This is a genomic window from Psychrobacter sp. Ps7 (genome assembly GCF_022129225.1).
Taxonomy (GTDB): Bacteria; Pseudomonadota; Gammaproteobacteria; order Pseudomonadales; family Moraxellaceae; genus Psychrobacter; species Psychrobacter immobilis_A.
In genome coordinates, this window is the sequence record NZ_JADQAH010000041.1 from 1 (window position 1) to 19,963 (window position 19,963).

The 19,963-nt window shown below is 40.3% G+C and carries 18 protein-coding genes; 9 read left to right on the plus strand and 9 right to left on the minus strand.

Translation table 11 applies throughout. The features are described 5' to 3' along the window. Positions 1-705 precede the first annotated feature (705 nt). Positions 706-3,081 (plus strand): hypothetical protein, encoded by a 2,376-nt coding sequence (locus I3257_RS11930; protein WP_238049881.1) that lies wholly within the window; start codon positions 706-708, stop codon positions 3,079-3,081. Positions 3,082-3,087: 6 nt separating this feature from the next. Further along, on the plus strand, positions 3,088-6,540 hold the full coding sequence (locus I3257_RS11935; protein WP_238049882.1) for a site-specific integrase: 3,453 nt from the start codon (positions 3,088-3,090) through the stop codon (positions 6,538-6,540). Between the two features lie 813 nt (positions 6,541-7,353). On the opposite strand, the gene I3257_RS11940 is transcribed toward I3257_RS11935, so the two are convergent. The 6 genes from I3257_RS11940 to I3257_RS11965 form a co-directional block, all read right to left on the minus strand. Then, positions 7,354-8,067, minus strand: a complete 714-nt coding sequence (locus I3257_RS11940) for a hypothetical protein (protein ID WP_238049898.1) — start codon at positions 8,065-8,067, stop codon at positions 7,354-7,356. Between the two features lie 144 nt (positions 8,068-8,211). Beyond that, positions 8,212-8,925 (minus strand): hypothetical protein, encoded by a 714-nt coding sequence (locus I3257_RS11945; protein ID WP_238049883.1) that lies wholly within the window; start codon positions 8,923-8,925, stop codon positions 8,212-8,214. A 74-nt stretch (positions 8,926-8,999) separates the two neighbouring features. Next, positions 9,000-9,641 (minus strand): hypothetical protein, encoded by a 642-nt coding sequence (locus tag I3257_RS11950; RefSeq protein WP_238049884.1) that lies wholly within the window; start codon positions 9,639-9,641, stop codon positions 9,000-9,002. A 243-nt stretch (positions 9,642-9,884) separates the two neighbouring features. After that, positions 9,885-10,469, minus strand: coding sequence for an alpha/beta hydrolase (locus I3257_RS11955; protein ID WP_238049885.1), 585 nt, complete (start codon positions 10,467-10,469; stop codon positions 9,885-9,887). Positions 10,470-10,494: 25 nt separating this feature from the next. Then, entirely contained in the window at positions 10,495-11,385 is an 891-nt protein-coding gene (locus tag I3257_RS11960) for a hypothetical protein (RefSeq protein ID WP_238049886.1), read from the minus strand. A 643-nt stretch (positions 11,386-12,028) separates the two neighbouring features. Next, positions 12,029-12,907 carry a LysR family transcriptional regulator gene (locus I3257_RS11965; RefSeq protein ID WP_087816195.1) on the minus strand — a complete coding sequence of 293 codons (879 nt, stop codon included), beginning with the start codon at positions 12,905-12,907 and terminating at the stop codon, positions 12,029-12,031. 90 nt (positions 12,908-12,997) lie between these two features. Here I3257_RS11965 and I3257_RS11970 point away from each other — a divergent pair, with 90 nt between their 5' ends. Then, positions 12,998-13,447 carry a PACE efflux transporter gene (locus I3257_RS11970; RefSeq protein ID WP_045445595.1) on the plus strand — a complete coding sequence of 150 codons (450 nt, stop codon included), beginning with the start codon at positions 12,998-13,000 and terminating at the stop codon, positions 13,445-13,447. 198 nt (positions 13,448-13,645) lie between these two features. Next, positions 13,646-14,134, plus strand: a complete 489-nt coding sequence (locus I3257_RS11975) for an META domain-containing protein (RefSeq protein WP_087816197.1) — start codon at positions 13,646-13,648, stop codon at positions 14,132-14,134. Between the two features lie 212 nt (positions 14,135-14,346). Here I3257_RS11975 and I3257_RS11980 read toward each other — a convergent pair whose 3' ends face one another. Both I3257_RS11980 and cynR read right to left on the minus strand, forming a co-directional pair. Next, positions 14,347-14,733, minus strand: a complete 387-nt coding sequence (locus I3257_RS11980) for a DUF6122 family protein (protein ID WP_238049887.1) — start codon at positions 14,731-14,733, stop codon at positions 14,347-14,349. 47 nt (positions 14,734-14,780) lie between these two features. Next, entirely contained in the window at positions 14,781-15,689 is a 909-nt protein-coding gene (gene cynR / locus I3257_RS11985; protein ID WP_238049888.1) for a transcriptional regulator CynR, read from the minus strand. 138 nt (positions 15,690-15,827) lie between these two features. On the opposite strand from cynR, the gene I3257_RS11990 reads away from it, so the two are divergent. From I3257_RS11990 to I3257_RS12010, 5 genes are all read left to right on the plus strand, one after another. Then, a complete protein-coding gene (locus I3257_RS11990) occupies positions 15,828-16,490 on the plus strand; it encodes a carbonic anhydrase (protein ID WP_238049889.1) in 663 nt (220 codons plus the stop codon). 114 nt (positions 16,491-16,604) lie between these two features. Further along, entirely contained in the window at positions 16,605-17,075 is a 471-nt protein-coding gene (gene cynS, locus I3257_RS11995; protein ID WP_238049890.1) for a cyanase, read from the plus strand. A gap of 152 nt (positions 17,076-17,227) precedes the next feature. After that, positions 17,228-18,148 carry a CynX/NimT family MFS transporter gene (locus I3257_RS12000; protein ID WP_238049891.1) on the plus strand — a complete coding sequence of 307 codons (921 nt, stop codon included), beginning with the start codon at positions 17,228-17,230 and terminating at the stop codon, positions 18,146-18,148. Positions 18,149-18,187: 39 nt separating this feature from the next. Further along, on the plus strand, positions 18,188-18,439 hold the full coding sequence (locus tag I3257_RS12005) for a hypothetical protein (RefSeq protein WP_238049892.1): 252 nt from the start codon (positions 18,188-18,190) through the stop codon (positions 18,437-18,439). Between the two features lie 55 nt (positions 18,440-18,494). Continuing rightward, positions 18,495-19,055, plus strand: a complete 561-nt coding sequence (locus I3257_RS12010; RefSeq protein ID WP_228244495.1) for a heme-binding protein — start codon at positions 18,495-18,497, stop codon at positions 19,053-19,055. A gap of 218 nt (positions 19,056-19,273) precedes the next feature. Here the strand turns inward: I3257_RS12010 and I3257_RS12015 are convergent, their stop codons facing one another. Beyond that, on the minus strand, positions 19,274-19,846 hold the full coding sequence (locus tag I3257_RS12015) for an HAD family hydrolase (protein ID WP_087816206.1): 573 nt from the start codon (positions 19,844-19,846) through the stop codon (positions 19,274-19,276). Between the last annotated feature and the right edge of the window lie 117 nt (positions 19,847-19,963).

Genomic DNA, 19,963 nt, shown 5'->3' on the forward strand with positions numbered 1-19,963 from the left:
TGCCTAAGCTATTTCAGGATATGGGCTGTATTTATTTTATTGTGAACTGACTATACATTAACCGTTAAATCTTTGATTGCTTCAAATACAAGACTTTGCTTCAACTGTACCCTGCCTCTAATTACTGAGCATGCCTCCTGCAACATTATCAGATAATGGATTATAAAGTGAAATTAAAACAATACTCACTCAGTTATATCTCAGAGCAGTTCATTACTTACCATGACGAGTTTAAGCAACTTTATATTCTAATTTATGAGATCTTATCAAAACTAGAAGTTGACTTTCTTGAGATGGAGATCGAAAGAGCACTAGCAACTACTACATTTGTGACAATCATAGACAAAAACTTCATCTTCTTAAATAACTATATTTTAGCAATCTTTTGTAAGAGACAAATAGAGCAAGTTACAGATAAGCAAGTACATTGTATCTACGTTAACAACAACGAGTCCCCTGAATTTCATAGGCTAGAAATTATTTTTTACGAGTTAATTAACATACTCAATAGAGCCATACGATACCAAGAAAATTTAAATTATTACAATATCCATCAAGAGTTGAAAACAGCTTTGACCACCAAACAGTGTCAGTATTTATTTAATCTCAATAGTTATACTATCCTGCTGTTCTGCAGACACATGAACATCCATAAAAAAACATACGACAATGCACGAAATGAGTCAAAAAAGAGCGAGAAATATAATGCCTGATGATGGTAATCAAATCGTTCTATTGGCGGATAACGAGCTTATTAAACAAGTTGATTTTTTAAGTGTTGAAGATGGATATAACTACAGTGAGAACTGGATAGACTCACTGAAGGAAATTGCCACTTTAATTAATTTAAGCATTCAACAACGATCGCCACCTTTAATAGAGCAGTTGATAGCTATAAAAAACGATTTGCTTTTTCAAGAAGAAGTCAGTAAAAAGACACTTAATGCATTACCTCCGATTCTACAACCACTTTTCTTGTTAGCTAACTTAACCCGTGATGAGCACAAAGAAATAATATGGTTATGCATATCCATTCACACGTATTTGTTATTATCACATCACAAAAAAGCAAGGACGCATTTAACGAATATAATTAACAGATTCAAATTACCCGTATTTTCTAAGGCTAAGAATAACCGATGGATTTGGAGGATATTACCAAAACTTGACGAGTTAGAAGAGTTATCAAATACAGTAGACTTCATCTATTTATTCTTTGTAAAACAATTGAGAATAGTAGCGTACGAACAAGAAGTACGAAAAGAGCTGCTAACAAACATTGATGAAAGTGACGCAACCATCAAATTCCGCAGTAAAAAATTTAAGCAGCTTGACGCGATTGTTAAATGCTTTGAGCAAGCATACTATCCTAATAAAAAAATCACTCGCCAGCGCAAAAAGAAAAATAGGTATGTGGATCCTTTTAAAGGAGAGATTACCGAACAGTTAGCTAGTTTTGTAGACGGTTCAACCTGGGTAGAGAATAGTTACTGGAATCTGAGTAGATACGATATTGAAAACGAAGCTCCACATTTATACTATCAATATCCTTCAATACCAAATTTTGATGATGAAGTGTATTCACCAAACTCAACAAAACCTAGAAATATTGAAGAATATATCGATACTTTAGAACGTCCACTAATTGTCAGTTTAGATTTGCCTGATAAGAAAATTCGTTACATGCAACCGTTACATAGGATAGAAAAAAACGTTCATCATAGCTATATTAGTCAGAGAGAATTAGAGCTTAACTCTAATGTCCGAACGCTTTCTGTGGCAGGCTTAAAGCAAGTTTTTGGCAGATTAGCGATAGATTCACATCGATACGACTATAAATATAATAAAGCCTCTTTAATCTTACTCCTATCAATGATGACAGCGGTTCCTGTAGAGTTTTTAATGACAACTGGTTTCATTTCAGATTCCGGATTATTCACCGTTTTCGAAGATACTGCATATTTGCAGTATCAGCTACAAATCACTGATCGTAAGCAGGAGTATGATGCAAGTATCCACGAAAACCAAGAAAGTATCATCCGTCTACCTATGCCATCGGGATTAATAAAACTCCTTTCTGATAAAAGAAACTTACCAAGCAAGGAGGATATCTCAGACTATATTCGGGCTATAAAGGAAGAGGTAGACTTACCCTATCTATCAATAGTACGGATTGAAACCGCTTTACATATCATCTTACACAGATACATTCAGGGTAGTAATCAACATATTGCCGATCTGATTTGTCGAATACCAGCATCTCTTGCGCCCTCTACCTACTACAGCAGCCATAGTAACGATTTTCTTATTAATCGTTATCGTCAAGCGATAGAGCTGCTTAACTATGATAATCAATTAGACGATAGTTTTATTAGCCAGCCGAGCACCAGAACAGATTTTACTACAGGCTCTGGATTTGCCCTGACATTAGAATACGTTAATACTTTTTTACAGAACCTATGGGTATGGGTTGATGATAGCGTTAATAAAGAGGAGCACTTTAATAGGTATAGCGCTCTTGTTTGGATCCAGTTTTGTTTGTTGACTGGTACTCGTCCAAATAATGGACTGACTAATGTTAAAGATATTGACTTAGAGGTGGGTTGGTATGAAGTTGCAGATAAACCTAATAAGGCTGTCAAGAACCATCGACTAATCCCGTTGTGCCCTACTCTTTTGGCAATTTTAAAAAAGTACCAATTATTTCTTGTCGATTATCAGCCTTATGCGACTGCCAAGGTCGATAAAATGATTCATCAGATCAAACAAGAACAAGATGAGTTAACCCTACTGAATATGCTATCAGATAGTTACGATAAACTTATTCAAATTAAGCGAAGTCATATCTCAAAATTGCTAGCAGACTACATGCCTTTTGAGGACTCTTATTGGACACGGCACTTCTTACGTACCCAACTTGAAAAACTTAACGTCTCAATGATATTGATCAACACAGTGATTGGTCATGAAAAAAACCGACAAGAAGCATTGGGACAATTCTCATCAGTAAACAAGCAACAAATTTGGCAAGTGCGTGATACCTTTGAGGAAATCGCACAACAAATGAATTTAAGAATGTGATAGCAAATGAAACCATTAAAAAATAAATCAAATGACGATAGCAACAAGTCGCTTAAAGAACTAGCAAAGCCGCATCAAACTCAGAAATCTAAACACAAGAAAAAAAGTAAGGCTCGTGAGGTAACAAAACAGCCTATTAACCCTTCAATCGTAAATAAAAATGTTTTTCCACCTAAAATTATTGCTGGGTTTACCAAACGAAAAGGCGATAAAAACATATTGAGCGTAAACCAAGATGACGTATCAAAACGTACCTATCAAAAATATGAATTACTAAGTATTTTCCAAACTCTATGGGACGATATCCAAAAACAAGCATTCCAAGACTTTCAAAACCTAATCTATCAAAAAAATGTAGATAAAATCTTTTACGACTACAAGATCCTTTCAACAGAGAGATATAAAAAGATCTACCTAGAAAAGAATCCCAAGCCAACTGACGATATTAAACTAAAGCAATGGGAAGTAACTTATTCTGATTATTTAGTTCAGTTAGCATTAATGACACACCCACTTGATGAACAGCACTTCGAAGCTTTTTTAAAACAAGCAAAAAAACTGATACATCAAGTCTGTTCTAAAATTTATACTTCAATGGCTCAGTTTCGCTATGCTTGGGAGGTTTTGACTAAATTTGTCAGCTACTACAACACGTTTTATATGCAGTCAGAGTATGCCTACCCTTTACCCAGTGAGCCTGTTTTAGTAAAGGAAAACCCACTATCAATTGATGAAAACTGGGTAAAAAATGGCAAGCTTTTTAATAAAATAACTAAAACGATGATGGCAGATTGGGTGGCGGCAAGTAAAGATCAAAATCAGTCCTTAGCGTCGCTTGTATTCTCACTAATAGCTTTTGGCGGGATTAATGATAAAGAATTACTGGCTGCTTTAGTCAATACTCTGTTAGATCAACCAGTCTTAACTGCTTTCAATGATCATCATGTCATTGTTTCTGTACGTTACCCTACAAAAAATTATGGTAATGAAAGGGTGGAGTCTCCTAATGTAAGAAAGAGCTCTTTATACATTACTCAGCAAGTCTCTCTAGACGTCATCAGCCAATGCTGGTTGTACCGATGTAGAAAGTTTAATGATCCTTATCAGTTTAGGACGAACACAGATATTGAAAAACTGCTTAGAAACCACCTCAGTATTGTCTTACAAGTACCTAAAAATAAGGTCCCTTCTCTACCATGGTTGCTAAGTTATGCGAGTTATCACTGGGAAATGATGCCCAATGTCTTTGTTGATCAAGCTCTAATCGGAGTTGCACAAGGCAAGCGTAAAACCACAGGTCTACTCACAGATGATTTTTCCAACTTACTAAATAAAGAGTATAAAACTAACAAACCCTCTTTATCAATCGAGGTACCTCTATCTAAAGTCAGCAAAAATACCGTTAGGTATTCTGAGTTGGCGGAAGTACGTAAGATAGATATCGTGAAACGTATTTATAAACAGTTAGACAGTCACTACAATACTCGTCAACAAAAAGAAAAACTCAAAAATAATGAATATGATATTAACTATCATTTAACAAAGATGTTAAATGAAGAGCGTGACATTGCTGAAAATATTTTAATTCAGTTTGTGCTGTCTAGATGTAACGCAAAGCCACGCCCTAAAAAAGAGACCATTCAGGGCTATTTAAGTTCGGTAGCTTATGAGTGGCTTTATTTCTTATCAGGACAGCCTCTAAACACTTACAGTAGTGAGGATTTTGAAGAATGCTACGAAGAGATTTTAGAGCACAAAGCTGTCTATCGTGATAATAGAGACATCCAATATTCGGCAAAGCTACTGCAGCGGTTACATGATATAGGGGTTGAACACTATCACTTCCCTAAAGTAAGTATTAAAGAGGCCCAGACACAAAGAGTGGTACGTAGCGAATGGATTTCACCACTAGAGTATCAAGCAATTATATTGAATATGCCAAAAGTTGTTGATCCCTTCGAAGTGGATATGTACAAACTGTTGTTTGTTTTAGCATACCGTACAGGCATGCGGAAGAAAGAGTTGCTTGGATTAAGGTATGAAGATATTGAAGGATTTACCCTTGGTGAACCCTCCTTAGTTATTCGTCCAAATATCTACCGCAGCACAAAAACTCAAGGTAGTATCCGCCGAGTAGCTGCCTTTTCATTACTATCTGATGAGGAACTGAATTTTTTTAATCGATACGTACAACTGAATGAGCTCAACAAAACAGATTATATATTTAGTCCCTCATTTGACAAATACCCAATTGATGATGCAGAACCTCTTGCAGTACTGAGAAGAATATTGAGCTTATTCGAAGAAGCTAAAGATTATACATTTCATGCGTTTAGACATACAGCAATTACCAATTTTTCTCTTATTTTGAATGCTGACAATCAACTTGCGAAAACATTGACTGGTTATAGCGCTCAACATATTGCAAAGATAAAAACTGGGCTGTTAGGAGTTGATCACGATGCTCAAGATAAATGGTATGCAATTTCAGGATTAGTCGGACATATATCTCCTAATCGTAGCTTTGAGTATTACATTCATTCGGCAATGCTCATGACTACATACGCTATTGCCAATACAGAAATGCAATTAGATTACGCTATCTTTAAAAATATTACTGGTATTAGTAAAGATAGACTCAAGTCGAATAGTGTCTCAATTATCAATGATAAGATATCCATCTCCGATACTCGCAAATTGGCAAAGAAACTGACCTTAAATCAAAGTCGAGATATTCCAGTAAACCTTACTATTGATACTGCTAATCGGTTCAAGGAAAGTGATGTATTCACTACTAATATGGCAGACGATAGGGTTCACCGCTATGGCGTTAATCAACTTATCAAATTCTTACAGCTGCTAGAGGAAAGCAGCGATATCAGACTATCGTCAAACCATTCATTTATAAAGTTTGAAGATGGCCAAGTATTCGCTAAACGCGCTGAGCAAATAACCCGGATTACTACTAGTCAGGGAAAATGTCGCTTCATTGAAACAACGGATCAACGACAACCAAAAAATATGAAAAGTAGAGAAAACTATGAGCTTCTACCCGTCATACTAAAATCAGTCTGGATCTTACGTGATCAACAACATGCGGACTACCTATGGTTTCTACAGACAGTTAGACAAAAAATCACTATTGATAATGCCTATCTTTCATTTCCAGTAAAAGATATAGAGGAGTTTCTAAGGTTTGTACAGATTAGCGTGAGACTTTTACCTGCACAGTCGTGGATGATTTCAGGTAATGAAGGTATAAAAGCTACTGTCCATGATATCTATAGAACTATTGATAAAAAATCAGAGACCTCAAAAATCATATTCAAACCTTCCAACTCTCGCACTATCAGATTTGGCATTTGTATTACTGACGAACAGACATCAAATGGTAAAGCATTTTCTGGCTTGCTGAGGTTTTTAGTACACCTTTTTATGATAGTGGATGATGAAGTCTGATAAATATTCCATGAGAAAATACGATAGGTATACAACCATATGATACTAAGTTAGAAAGGAATATATTTGCATAACTGTTATATATTAAAAATAGTTCGATGCACTCAATATCAGAAACGGCAGGTAAAAAACGAAAGACTCACTGCTTTTTAGGGAAAATACTAAACAGGTTATAAGATATAACTAATATTGCAGTGGATTTCGCTTATCCCTCGAGTAGGGGGTAAGTGGTCAAAATACCCTAATATTAGGGTGACTATATTCAGACTAAAAAATACATTTACTTAATCCACCCTTAAAGCTATAATTCATTAACCATCTCGAAGCCCTTATATATCAATATATACAGGTTAATGTAGAATTACACACTCCGATGAAAATCGATCAGTTAACATTGCCAAGGTTGGGGTTTCCCGCTCCAAATATGGCTTAAAAAAGCACTAAAATCCCCACTCCTTAAATAAGAAGTGGGGATTTTTTTTGTTTAATTTTCTAGAGTTATAGTCATATTTAGGGCGTGTCCTCAATTCAATCGATAGTTATCTAAATGGGTTAAAAATGGCTAAATTTTATCACCATTTTTAAAATGAGGACACGCCCTAGTATTCGTAAGTTTATATCACATCTACATAATTAAGAGTAATAAGCGTTCTGTTGAAATATATAACGCTAAAATTAACCAGACTAAGGTGCTTGATTTTTTAGGCATGAAAAAGCCAAGACAAGCTTGGCTATTCTTATATATCATAAAGTCACTTGATTAGCATAAGTTTATCTTGATAATTTTTACTGCATAAATTACCGCTTTAACGATCAAACCCAACCCGCTTCTAAAAGCTGCTCAGTATTATTTATTTTGAATTCATGATATAAATTAAAAAATACTGCGGGGTCTTCAATATTATCGAGCAACTCGCGTTTATTGAGCGCCACAAACATTGCCAGTGCATAAGCCGCACAATGGATAGACTTTTTAGGATTGAACTCACGATCCGTAAAGGCTTGATATTTCATAACTTCTTCATGCAAATGCGGGTTTTGCTTTAGGGCATTCACATAGAGCCAATCATAAAATGTGGTCAATGGCTCTACGCTCCACTCCATGCCAAAATAATTATAGCCAATCAGTTCGCCCGAGGTCATTAAGCGCTCGTCCTTTCTGGCTTGTCTTGGCGGCGCACTTAACAAGTCAGTATAGGGTCCACCATCCTCAAAAACCATACTGCTTTGAAAGGCATTTTCGACACTGTACTGCTGCCCATCTTGTTCATTCGTTAGCTTTAAGCTCAATGGACTCAGCGGAAAACTCAATTTATTACCAGACTTGCTCGATAGCTCAAGGACATGACTAAACCCATACTTTTTGCGAATGACTTGATGCATATCATTGATGGATTTTTTCTTTTGGCGACTGGCAAACCCCACATGCCGCTCAAACCTAACCATGTCTGTTTTTACCAGATTGTCACTGTTGGTTCTTGGCATAAATACGGGTCTGTGTTCTACAATATCTTGTCTTTGATCCACAGAATTCTGTGTTTGTTGCATAGCAATGTGCCTTATATCAATAGTCTTTTACAGCTAATCTTATATAAATATTCTTTTACAACGGCTCTTATAAAAATTGACGTTAAAACGTATTGTCCTGACATCAATTTTACGGATAGCTACCTACTCAGCCGCATCTAATAACTTGTTAAGCGCCTCTACCATGGCATCATCTATGATACTGTCTTCCACATAGCTTATTACTTCGTCTATGGTGGTCAAATCCATTTCCCGAATACCCAAACTGGCTAGCTGCTCATTGATCGAGTCTAAACTGTCATTATCTTCAGTGTCGTCTAATAGACTCTCTTCAAATCTCCCTCTAACGAACCAGTACATTTTTTCTAGCACGGTTTCTTTTTTGGTTAAAGTAGAATAACCGTCACCATAAATGAATAGATTAAAATGATAAGGAATTTCTACCTCATTAATGAAAAAGGTACGCTTGCAGTCTAATGTATAAGCTTGAATGTCTTTGTCTTCTGCATCTTTGTCGTTTTTATTGTCTTCATCGTATTCAATTGCTTCCTCTATCAATCCACCTAATATTTGATAGTCGCCCACTTTGATTTTATGGTTGTAAATGATAGAGGCGTCTGCGATTGCGTCGAAAATAATGGCACTGACATCTAACGTATGATCGTCAATATCATAAAAACTCTTTAGCGCGGGTAAAAACTCGGTCAGCTTTTCTTCAGGTACTGGAATAAGAAACTGCTGCTCATATATTTTAATCATGTCTTCAGGCGCATAAGTGTTGGCAGTATCGGTCTCGTTTCTACCAGTCGACTGTAAAGGTGCAAAATTATACGGGTTATAAGGATTAGTATCGGTCATTTGGGACGGCCTTTTTATTTGGGTATGCTGTGTTAAATGTTAATGCTACCAATTGATGAGTGATGTATCACATCTTACTCACACTGCGGTAGATCATACGCGATGCTATCAACCATCTCATGACGCTGTTCAATGATAAGTTGATAACCGTTAATCACGCCATTATACGGCAAGTGACCGTTATATTCTGCATAATGCGCAGCCAGACATTGTTGAATCACCAACTCACGCTTTGCCGCATTCATTTTGGCAATATTTTGCGGTAAATACGCAACAGCCTTACTGCTAGCCACGCCGCGCGACATCCAATTTGCCCCGCCGCTCCACTTAAAATCAATCTTGGCTTGCAAGCTGTATTTCGGTAGCGGATAAGGATAATGCGCCAAGTCATATTGAATTTGAGCAATATCCTCTGCAAAGGTGTCGTACTTTATATCAAGCACGGATAATAGTGTTTTTAAGAATTCATGAGCAGTAAAGTAGCTATCAATATCTGTCACATTAAGTCCTAGTATGTCGCTAGACAATACATGACGCAGACGATCACAGGCGGATATGATGTGTTTTGGCGGATAACCCATGGCTTGGACAATATCTTGCGAACGTCGTTCACATTTCTCTATTTGGCTAACCGCCTCTTTTGCCAAAGGATGCCGCGGCGTATAACGATGAGTATATTTGGAAGGCGTGAGATTTTGGCTATTGATATGAGACATCAGTGACTCCTGAACTCCGACAACAATAAATAAAATAAGCCCAAATAGGCAAGTCAAATCAGGCATGGGTAACCTTGTCGGAGTACAGGCTCATGCGCTTTACCAGAGTGGTTTTATATCGTGCTGGAAGTTGCAATGTTTGCTAAGTGATTATTGAAAACTTGGCAAACCGTTAAACCCACGATAGTTTTTTAGTTCTTTATAATAGTAATTAATAAGGCCTTACTGCAAGGCTGATGGTATTTAATCTTCCCCATGATATGTCGCGTCATCCATCCAGACAATGGGGTCTTCGCACAGATGAACCAAGTGATACCAAATATCTTCGCTACGGGCGATACGGTGATGACCACGTTCAAAATACTCCACTTCCCAGCTATCAGGTAAGTTGACGAGCGTGCGTCTGGCGACGGCTACATCTAAGCATTCATCATCAACCTCAACCATGACTCTTATCATCTCAGTATTCGAGGTAGGAAATGACAATTTCATATCAGCCACTTTTGGTATGCGGTCTGCTAAAACCTCACTGGGATAAATGCAAGGCGCTATTAATAGCGCACGCAAATTGTATTTGTAGGCAAAATGATTGGCGAACCAGCCACCAAGTGAATGCCCTGCCAAGACGACTCGAGGATACTCGCGCATTTTTTCTAAAATTAACGCCTCATAAATATCGAAAATCTCGTTGAAATTATCTCGATAATTGACGGTTTGGCAGGTTTTGGGCTCACGGCTAATACAAGTATATTTAGTGGTTTCATTACTCGAATCAAGACCGTGAAAGAATAGTAAAAATGTGTCATTATTTTCAATGGGAAACATCATAGTGCTCTCCTTTTAAGGCTTATTTTTATTTATTAGCATTACTTTTATGCTTCAACCATAGACCATAAATGCGCTCAGCGACATCCATAGGAATCCTCGTATATCCAGCACCAAATGACACGTCATAGACCCTAGTCATCATCGCGAGAACCTCATCTGCGCTATCGGCATCACCTTGAATCAGACGATTAGCAATCTGCTCCGCCTCACTGCTGTACTCATCCCAAGTATCATTGTAATAACATCCCACAATACCAAAGTCATAACGATAGATCATATCGGTGATAGACCTCATCAATCTTGCACTCGCGTGGTCATAATGATTGACCCACTCTTGGTATAACTGCTGACGTATGGGCAATACACAAGGCAAAATAGGACGATCTTTGGGATCATTCAGTTTATCGGCACTTACAACGTGTGAGGGTTTCATACCCTCCTCCCAGAGCAATGGGTACGATGACGAAAACATGCCTTTTTCACACACATTCAAACGCCATATTCCCCACATCTCCTTGCTAGCACGACTCATGGTATAGACAATAATCTGATTGAGATAATCACTATCATAGATGATATGTTGACGATCAATTCTCACGCCTTGCTTGGGCAATACATTAGTATAAGTGAGGGATATGTCACGTTCACTTGGTTCGGCAGCAACCACTACCTCAGGATAATCTAAATCTCTCTTCATCAGCTCATAGGGAGCAACAAAGCTCAATGTCTCATCACTATTATTCACAAAGTAGATATCATCTTCATAGTTATTGATAGACTCATTATGCAGATAAAATAACGGTATCTTTGGTTTAGTTTGTACCTTATCTTGAATGGATTTAGGCAGTTTTGATCCACTTGACCAATTTAAATTATCGATACGTTTTTGCTCAAAAGTGTTAATTGTGTTTGTCATAGTACTGTCCTTATTTTTTAATTTATTTTGAATATCAGTAGCTTGTAGTATTTTTAATTTTTTTGATTCTCAGAACAAATTTAAGTCAGCCGAGCTTGTCCGCCGCTTTTAGAGCAACGTTAAAAAGTAAAGTGAATTTGTCAATGATGACTTTAGAAGTTATTTAAACTTATTTTTAACAATATGAAATCTGTGCCATCATTGATATGACAGCTATGATTTATGAGTAGCTTGGGTTTAGTTGATTAGAAAAATAATGATTAATGCCAGCCAGAGTATTGATAGTTAACAGCAATAGCGAAGTTATAGGGTGAAGCGTTGCGCCTCGAGGGTTAACTCTATGTTGCTGTTTTCCTGACTGAATTACGTCCTAACTCAGTAACTATAATATAAAAATTGAGAAAAATAAAGCGTCTAATTAAAGCGGGCGACAACTGCTGTCGCTCAGCTGTATCGCATATTTCAGTTGAAAACATAATTTGGATTGAAGCATAGTATAACTTGACCACTAAAGCGCTTATATTAAAAACCGTCTAAATTTATAACCTACTCAAGCTTATAGGCGAGACTATAAATTTTATAGATAGTGCACCTGCAATAAATAGACGACCCTTTAAAACTCACTATTATTGACTGCTCAATATCACTTATTTAGCGCAATCGCAGCCGACTTCAACCAAGCAGCTGCTTTACCTAGAGGACGCTGCTTGTGCCATACAATTTCTAAAGCCACTGGCCAATCATGATCGTTAAAGTCCAATATTGGCTCGACTAAAAAACCATTATCCAAGGCACTGGCTACCACATGTTCAGGCACGAATGCCCAGCCTAAATTGCGCTGTACCAGCTCAACGATAACCCATTGGCTTTCAACCCACCAGACATCAGATGCTATTCGCAACCGTGCTTTTTCTTCGCTATGATTGCGTGTTGCCACCATCAATTGCCGATAGCGTTTCAACTCCTCCCATCCCACTGGCTGACGAGCTAGCTCATGGTTCGGCGCGCACACCATTTTCATCGACACCCAACCAAGCCCATGAAAATTCAGCGCTGAAGGTAGTATCTCTTGACGCCACATAATGCCTAAATCGGCGCGATCTTCTAACACCAAGCGGCTGACATCTTCCATCAGCGGAAACAATAGTTCCAGCTCCACACTAGGAAATCGGCGTGAAAACTCTTCCATCAAGCCGCCCAACGTTGCTTCGGGATACAGCTCATCAACCGCCAGTACCAATCGGCTCTCTACTCCTTCGCCCAGACTTTTGGCCACCCCGCGAAAATGCTCACAACGCTCTAGTATCACTCGCGCCTCTACCAGTAAGCGCTCTCCAGCTGGCGTTAGGACTGGATAGCGTCCACTGCGGACAAATAAGCTGTTGTCCAAATCAATTTCTAAATTTGACACCGCCGTGCTAATAGCAGACTGCGCCTTGCCTAGATAACGGGCGGCGGCTGAGAAAGAACCGGTCTCTACCGTGGCGACAAAGGCTTGCAATTGCTCTAATGAAAGGCTCATCTATCTAAAAATCCTATAGGTTCTAACTTGGTTATAATAGTTTAACAGATACAATAGGCGCGAAAATAACTGATTCAACTAGGAAGCTTCATGCGCACCGTGAAAGATCGTATTCGTCATACTTTGGGTTTTGAGATAATAGGTTTAATTATATTTGTACCGTTGGCAAGCTGGTTATTTGGCTTTGATATTCAGTCGATAGGTCTTATCGCCGTGGCTGCTTCGATTATCGCGACGTTGTGGAACTACTTTTACAACCTGTTATTTGACCACAGTATGCTGAAGCTACGTGGCAATGTACATAAGACGGTTCCACTACGGATGTTGCACGCGTTTTTATTTGAAGGTGGTTTGCTGTTATTATTCCTACCAATAATTGCGTGGCACTTAGGCATCAGCCTTTGGCAAGCCTTTCTCATGGATATTACAATGGCTACTTTTTACTTGGTACATGCTTTTGTTTATAACTGGATTTATGACAATGTGTTTCCTATTCCAGCAAACCATCTGCTATCTCAACGTAATGACGTGGTCGCCTAATAGCAATGAGCCGTGCTAAAGATTTATCAACATAAAAACAACTTGGTATTTGAATGGTTACTGGCGCTTGTATCGCTATCATTACTTTGTAATAATGCCTGCATCTGCTAGCGTCTCATGTCAGTTATTGGGGCAGCGAGCACAATAATTTTGAGATAAATGTCTCTATATAATAATTGAAGCAATAAAGGACTTTATATGAAAAATATGACCAAGGTAATGATGGTAAGCGTTTTAGCAGTGGGAACATTGGCAGCAGGTTGTCAAACCACATCTACGCCAAGTGCACCCGTTACCCAGCCTATTACCTTGGATGCCTTGCAAGCCTATCATTGGCAACTCGTGGATGCCAAAAACACCAAGGGCGAGACCATTACTCCATTATTCTTTAATCCAGCCGAACCATTAACCCTCGATTTTGTGACGGCGAATGGGAGCAATATCGTTACTTTGATGAATACTTGTAACAATATGAGTGCTGAATATAAGGTAGCAAATGGCGAGGTAACATTGGGTCCAGTAAGAAGCACAAGAATGGCTTGCCCTGCCCCACAAGCAAGCTTTGATAGCGCTGCGCTAGCAACCGTAAATGGTAAATATAGCATGAGCAAAAACGCCAATAACGTGCCTGTCTTGACCATTACCAATGCAAACCAAGTAGCGAATTTTAAAGCGGTTGCCAAATAATCATTGCCATATAGAGTGCTAAACTAGCCACTCAATAAAAAAGCCTCACTTATTAATAAGTGAGGCTTTTTTTGTCTATATTTATTGTATGTATACTGAATTTAGGCTTAGTGTAGAACTAAATCCTCAGTAAATAATCCGATTCTTTAGAAAATATAAGGTTCCTATAATAAATACGGAATTAATGAGCATGCGATGGAAAGTTAAAAATACTACTTAAACCTATTTGCTAGCCATATGACCAGCTCACGAGCTGGCGCATCATCCAACGCTTGAGGGATTTGGGTATACGTCATAACACAGTCATTCAGATCCGTCAGCATATGCAACAGTAAGCCAAAACCTATGACTCTATATGGCTTAGGCAGCACTAACATAGCCACATATACTATCATTTCATAGTAACTGTGCAGCGGGTGAAAGTTAATACTACAGCGATTGGGCGAGAAGATAGGCGTTGCTAGCAGATGATCCAAATCAACCAACATAGTGGCGAGCAGTATCAGATAAACCCTTTTATAATCATTGCGAAAAAACACATAGGCAACTATTAAAGGCATGCCGAAGTGAAAAAAGTAGTGAATTAAGGTTTGCATCATTGGCCTTTTGCCTATCTCATCGTGACCGTTCATTTTTTGAGTTTATTCTATTTGAAAAACAGTGCATTGGATTCAACCGTGTTCGAACAGACCTCATGTGCCAACGCAACAAATGCATTGGTAGCAGCGCTCTGATACGCACCTTTTCGTTGTAGTAATACCGCTGTACGCTGGAGCAAAGACGGCGCTAAGGTAATCGCCACCAGCTCATCATAATTATGAGCGATGTTGGAAGGTAATAAGGTGGTCAGTTGAGTATGGCGAACCATTTCAATCACTGCGCTTAGCGAGTTTGCCTCCATCAGTACGTTTGGCGCAATGTCATGCTGACGACAATAATGCTCAATCTGTTCGCGCGTGGCAAATTCGCGGCTCAGCAATACCAGTGACTGCGCGTTTAGCGTTGGCAAGTCAATCGCCGCTTGCTTAGCAAGAGGGTTATGTTTACTAACAACCAGTGCGAGCGTCTCTATCAGCAAGGTTTGTGTATCGATATCGGCAGACTGCACATCTTCAAAAGCAATACCCACATCAAACTCATCATCTAGTATTTGCTTTTCCATCTGCTCCTGTGACATCTCCTGCACGCTTAGCGTAAGGCTCGGATAACGAGTATGAAACGCTTTGATTAAAGCTCCAAGCAAATACGTGGTAAAAGTAGGCGTAATCGCAATCCGCAACGCACCGCGACTGAGATCCTGCACATCGTGAATGGCGCGCCGTCCTTCCTCCAAATCCTGCAAGGCTCTATGGGCATAGCGCGCATAGACATTACCGGCATCGGTCAATGTGACACGGCGACCAGAGCGATCAAATAAAGTCGCGCCTAGACCCTCTTCCAACTGTTTAATCTGCTGTGATAACGCTGGCTGTGACACGTACAAAGACGCTGCTGCTTGGGTAAAGCTTTGGTACTCTGCCACTGCCAAAAAATACTTAATATGCCGAAGAATCATGGGTCATCTCGTGTGAATTAGGGATTGATCAAGGTTTTCCCATAAGTAATTATTATCGATATCATAACATACTAGTATTTTACCTTATAACGATAGCGGCGTATCATTCCTTTCATCAACTACACAGAGACCAACGCGATGAAAGATATTATTGAGGGTTTTCTAAAATTTCACAGTGACGCCTATCCTAAGCGCGCCGATTTATTCAAAAATTTGGCGACCAAACAAAACCCGCGCACGCTGTTTATTTCTTGTTCAGACAGCCGCTTGGTGCCCGAGCTCGTTACTCAACACGAACCCGGTGGTCTGTTTGTGATTCGCAATGCGGGCAACATTGTGCCTTCTTATGGTCCTGAGCCTGGTGGTATATCGGCGTCAGTTGAGTATGCTATTACCGCTTTAAAAGTCACGGATGTGGTGATTTGCGGGCACTCAGACTGCGGCGCAATGACCGCCATTGCCAACTGCACCTGCATGGATCATATGCCAGCGGTAGGCAACTGGCTACGCTACGCTGACTCAGCACGAGTCGTCAATGAAGCCCGTGAACATGCCAGTGATAGCGAGCGGGTCGCCTCTATGGTTCGTGAAAATGTCATCGCCCAAATCGAAAATATCAAAACCCATCCGTCTATACGTTTGGCGCTAAGAGAAAATCGTTTGGCACTACATGGCTGGGTTTACGATATCGAGTCCGGTGATATCGATGCCTTAGATGGCGTGACCAATGAATTTGTCTCATTGGCAACACACACTGAGGTTCGTGCTTATCCGCTAGCGCCACTTGCAGTAGCCGTTTAGAGTGTCATGACAAGTTATCACCGATATTAATAAACCAGCACAAACCTAATTAACCCCTATGATTCGCAAGAGTCATTAACCCAATAACCACTAACAATCTTAAAAGGTATTATTATGATTCAGTCTCAAGTAAGCAACACCGCACGCCAAACATTAACGGATACCATCATTGCTGCCAAAGCGGCAAAAAATCTCTCCTTTGAGCAAATCGCTTCAGGCACAGGCTTGAGTGATGTCTTTGTCACCGCTGCCTTGTTGGGTCAGCATCCGCTACCTGCTGATGCCGCCCAAAAAGTTGGTGAAACTTTAGGACTTGATGAGGACGCCATCGCGTTACTACAATGCATTCCATCACGAGGCAGCGTTGGTAGTGAGATTCCTACTGACCCGACAATTTACCGTTTTTATGAGATGATGCAGGTATATGGCACCACGCTAAAAGCCTTGGTTCATGAGCAATTTGGTGATGGTATCATCAGTGCCATTAATTTCAAAATGGATATCAAAAAAGCAGCTGACCCTGAAGGTGGTGACCGCGCAGTGATTACTTTAGATGGCAAATTCCTACCGTTCAAACCTTTCTAAATGACGCTTTAAACAGCAGTTTTATCAGCGGTTTGTAAAAGTAGTACTTATTGAAAAAGTCGGCGTTCGGCATATAGTGACGTCGGCTTTTTTGGCGACTCAGGCGGTGATTTTTTGGTACTGCCTTTCTTAATACGGATTTTATATTATTCATGAGTACCGATCATATCTCCTCCACGGCGCGTTCGTCGATACTGACCTTGTTGTTTCCTATGCTGGTGATTGCTGGGTTGGCGATGACGCTGCGCCCAACGATCACTTCTACTGGTCCGTTGCTAACAGAAATTCGCCTAAGCACAGGTATGGGTTTGCAAGCCGCCTCTTTATTGGTGGTGCTGCCCATGCTATGTATGGGTATATTTCCGCTACTGTTGCCTTGGATTGGGCGACGATTTAGTGAAAGCGCGTGGATCACAGGTGGTCTGTTTGCGATTGCCTTCGCGGGTTTATGGCGTTTGTGGTTAGACACGGGAGGGATGCTAATTGCCAGTGCCTTAGTAGGCGGCACGGGTAACGCCATCGTGCAAGCAATGGCACCTGGTGTGGTCAAGCGTTGGTATCCTGCGCGTGTACCACTTGCTATGGGCGTTTACTCTGCCGCACTGATGACTGGTGGCGGGGTTGCCGCTATCTTGAGTCCGGTGGTCGCTCAACATTACGGCAGTTGGCAATCCGGTTTGGGTATCTGGCTGGTAGTGCCAGTTTTTGCCCTCGTGCTGTGGTGGCGGCGACCCTCTGAGCAGATGGACAATCGAGACGACGGGGTAAGAATCAACTTTTTTGGCAATCGCCGTGCTTGGCTGCTGGCAAGTTATTTTGGTCTGGCAAACGCTGGATATGCTTGTATGATTGCATGGTTGCCAAGCTATGCGCAGACTTTGGGCTGGAGCGCGCAAAGTAGTGGCGAGCTGATCGGTATCATGACGATTTTTCAGGTCATTGGTGCGCTGGTTATTCCAATGTTGTCCGCCCATCGTCTCGACCGCCGACCTTGGTTGTTTTTTGCCGTAGGGATACAAATTGCTGGATTTATAGGTTTGATTACCATGCCGACAGCTTTACTCATCTTGTAGATTGCCTTGATTGGCTGTGGTCTTGGTGCTTGCTTTTCATTGACATTGACCGTCGCGTTAGATCATTTGTCCAAACCCAAACTCGCTGGGGCACTGGCAGCATTTGTCCAAGGCATTGGCTTTATTATTACCGCCATCGCGCCTTATGTCGCAGGTGTGCTTCGCGAGTCGACTGGCAGTTTTAAGGCGGTTTGGTGGATGCTATTGATCAGCCTTATCGGTATGCTGTTTGTCACCATCAAGTTTGCCCCAGCAAGTTATCATCAGGCAATTAACTTGTCTAAGCTTTGATTCAGGCGTATTGAGTCACGTCATGCAATATTCAAAACAACCTCAAGGATTAATTATGAAAGGGCTGATTATGAAAGAACTCGTTATCTATGCCGCGCTTGCAACTTCACTGTTGTCCATCTCCGCGTGTGCCAACACCTCACACTCACAGTATCAAGTACAAGTGATCAAACCAAACGTAATAACCCAAGGAGCAGAGATGGCAACCATTCCATTATTGACTGGCGAGATGGCACAAAACATGGTGAATGCCGCCGCATTAGAAGCCAAAAACAACAATTTGATGGTATCTGTCACCGTCGTTGACGCCTCTGGACAAACCTTAGCAGTGCTCAGAGATCACCGCGCAGGCGTGCATACCGTGCGTGCCAGTTACAAAAAAGCCTATACCGCAAACTCACAAAAAAGAGAAACGGCGGTCATCGCCAAAGGCATCAAAGACGGCACGATTCCTGAAGACCTACGCTATCTGGATGAAAACATCCTTATCTTAGATGGTGGCGTGCCCATTTATATCGATGGTATCGTAGTTGGTGGTATTGGGGTGGGCGGCGCACATGGCAGCGAAGATGTACACATCGCCAAAGCAGGTCTGAAAGCATTAGAGCAGCAGTAGCGCGGGCTAAAGTTTTAAGACAAGTATTCCACATATTATGCTGTTCGAAAATCGATAAGCCTGCCTGTCCTTATGTTTATTGTTACTTCTATAAAAGAAGAAGGAGAGAAACCATGTAATGATTTCTCTCCTTATAAAATGCGCCATTAAAGTACCCAATGTCTTAATCTAGCCATTTTTAGCCCATATAGACGCCTCAATTAAATTGAGGATATACTCTAGATCAATGCCGCTAGATCCGTGAGCTTCTCAAGCACGATATCTGGTGAATATTTTTCCAGTTGCACATGGGTTTGAGCACCAGTCAGCACCCCAACACATAGACCACAATGGGCATTTTTGCCTTCTTCGATATCGATGCCGCTGTCCCCTGCTTTCAATACCTGTTGCGAATGCTCAATCCCAAACTTGTCCATAGCAAGGGTAATCATATCTGGTGCAGGACGACCATTGTGCACATCATCTGCTGTAATCAAAGCATCAATATCACGACCCACTGACCATCCTAAAATAGTTAATATTTTATTGGCAGTCTGAATATCGTAGCCCGTATTTAGCACGACTTTTCTACCCGACTGCTTTAACTGATTGAAAAAATCTAGCATGCCATCGAAGGTTGCTACCGTGTCCTTGGTATAGGCTGATGCCAACGCTGATTTAAACGTATTAAAGGCAGCATCCGTCCATTTTTCACTATCAGCGGTCGCGGTATTGTCATTTTTGCATACTTCATTGAGTATATCGCTAATGGCTAAATGAGCCCTTACAGAAATAGCTGGCGAATCGATCATTTACATTTTCAGACGGAACAAACTAACCGTGAGCGTCATTGATTGGAGGCGGTAAATTGTATCAAGAGCTTTTACTCTCATTGAATATCGGTATAAATAATGGTTATTGGTGATTAA